At 37.2% G+C, this 2,490-nt stretch carries 2 protein-coding genes; both read left to right on the top strand.

Annotated features, from left to right (window positions below; translation table 11 throughout):
- Positions 1-254, top strand: a 254-nt coding sequence (locus RTW80_RS24015) for a GDP-mannose 4,6-dehydratase (RefSeq protein ID WP_312720532.1), incomplete at its 5' end; no start/stop codon positions are given.
- A 33-nt stretch (positions 255-287) separates the two neighbouring features.
- A partial coding sequence (locus tag RTW80_RS24010) for a glycosyltransferase (protein ID WP_312720529.1) occupies positions 288-2,490 on the top strand: 2,203 nt, incomplete at its 3' end.

The raw sequence follows: 2,490 nt of genomic DNA, 5'->3' as shown, positions 1-2,490 counted from the left end.
GATATGACGTTTTTAATCTTGGCACCGGCAATGGTGTATCAGTTTTACAAGTAATTGATGCCTTTGAAAAGGCAAGTGACAAGAAAGTTAACTATGAAATTGTCGCCAGGCGAGAGGGCGATATAGGATCTTCTTGGGCTGATGTCTCTAAAGCAGAAAGGGTTTTAGGCTGGAAAGCCAAGTACAATATTGAAGATATGATGGCTCATACCTGGAATTGGCAAAAGCAAAACCCTAATGGCTATGGAAGTTAGTACTTATCTATTTAATATCATAATGGCGTATCAATGAATTTATTTTTCATAGTCGATAAGTTGGATTGGGCATTCGGAAAAATAGCCCAAAATATAGCAAAAGAGTTGAGTGACTTTAATGTAAAAATAGTTTGCACCGATGATTTTAAAACGGTGGCGGACCTTGTTTTACACTTGGATAAAAACGTAAAAGAAAAGAGTATCTTACACTTTTTCTGGCGTGACTATCTCATGGAAGTGATGAACTTCACTCAGCGGAATCCCCAGTATAAAGAAATTTTGATCAGCAATATTGTCACCACACATATTCCTGATCACCTATTCACTTATGATGATATCGCGAACTATGAGAGACGAATTCCTCTTATGAATTTTGTGGATGGGTATTTTGTTACATCCGCAAAGTTGAAAGAGCTATATTCTGAACTGTCTGATTTTCCACCTCCTCATAGTGTTATCTATGATAATCCAGAAATTCCTATGAGCGAAGGAAATAGTCATGATAATAGCGATAGAAAAAAACTCGTATGGATTGGAAATAGCAAATGGGGCGAATATCTTGGTTATAAAGATTATAAAGGCCTGAATAAAATAGTTTTGCCGGCTCTGGATAAATTAAAAAAATCTGGATATACGTTTGATTTTATTGAGTTTGATAGTTCTAAGGGCAAGACCGAACGTGAAGTAATTCTTAAAACACTGTCTGATGCAGATATTCTACTCATCAGTTCTGAATGTGAAGGTACGCCATTGCCACTTCTTGAAGCAATGGCAAACAGTTGCGCTATTGTGTCAACAGACGTCGGCATAGCAAATGAAGTGTTACCTGAAAAGCAGCGGCAGTATATTGTGTCTCGGGATGCCGAGGCATTTTATGATTCTTTGAGAAATCTTCTTGATGATCAACGTGGTCTTAAAGAATTACAAAGAATGAATTATTTAGCATATCGTCAGCAATTTGTAGATGATGGCCTTATAGCTGATAAATGGGCATTGTTCTTCAAAGACATGTGTTCAAAATCGCAAAATGAATTTAAGAATATATTCCTTCGCGAGCAGAAAGCGCCATCGTTGAAAGAACGTTTAATTTCAAAAACTATTTATAATCTAAGCAGGCTTGCTCTCCGTTTGAATTTGATGAATACGCTGAAGCAATACAGTCTGCTACGAAAAATATATTATAAGGTTGCTGGTACAACTACCAATCAAGTTGATTATGATTTGTTGGATGAGTTCTATAGCAATGCAATAGCGGATAAAGAAGTCTTAGCATTTTACTCGGCCTATTGGTCTGGTGTTGCCACATCAACAGCCAGTTTCTTTAAAGATGATAGTATCCAATATCCGTACTATTCATATGAGTTCCCACAAGTTTCTAACCATGTCTATCTAAACAGGTTGGCTGAAAAACTTGCTGCTTCGAAGACACTAAAAAGTGTGATCATGAGCGGTGGAACACAATTACAAATGGAACTTGCTAAAAAGATTAAGGAATTAAATCCAAAAATAAAAATATTTTTTGCATGGCATGGCTCACCTGCTCAGTGGGTTGACTCCTCGCAATATTCAACTTTTGATGGATGGTATGAACTTTATCGGGAACGGATTGTTGATGGGGTCATCTCGTTTAAGCCTGAGCTAGATGAAATACTTAATGCATACGGTATTCGTGCATTCTCAGTATCGAACTATGCTGTATCAGGCACTTCGTTTTCTAAAAAGTTAGCTGTACCTGATTCGGGCAATTTCCGCGTCGGTTTGTTTGCCGCAATGTTCAGTTGGTATAAAAATCCATTTCCTCAGTTACTAGCGATTGGTTCATTAAAAGGGTGTGAGTTGGTTACCAACTTGCATCTTGAAAATAATATGAAGTGGATTACCTCAAACATCAAACTTACGGCATTATCAGAGAATTTAAATAATAAGCGGTTTATCGAGCTGCTATCTCGTTTACATGTTGTGTGCTATGTAACGAATACGGAATGTTCACCAATGATCGCGCTGGAATCAGCAAGCGTTGGAACGCCATGCGTTGTAGGTCCAGCCGGAAACATATATAAAGGTTTTCCTGAGTTAGAATTGTATTTGGTTGAAAAAGAGGTTGATAATCCAACTGCAATCAGGAATCGGTTACAATTAGTTCGTGATAATTACGCGGAAGTTAAGGTTTTACTTAACGCATTTGTTTTGGAATACAATTCCAGATTAGAACTAATTAAAGAGAAGATGTATAAAG

It is taken from the genome of Escherichia sp. AM3 (assembly GCF_032029835.1).
Classification (GTDB): Bacteria; Pseudomonadota; Gammaproteobacteria; order Enterobacterales; family Enterobacteriaceae; genus Escherichia; species Escherichia coli.
The sequence above is the reverse complement of the archived record's forward strand: the minus strand, read 5'-3'. Positions and strand labels throughout refer to the sequence as shown.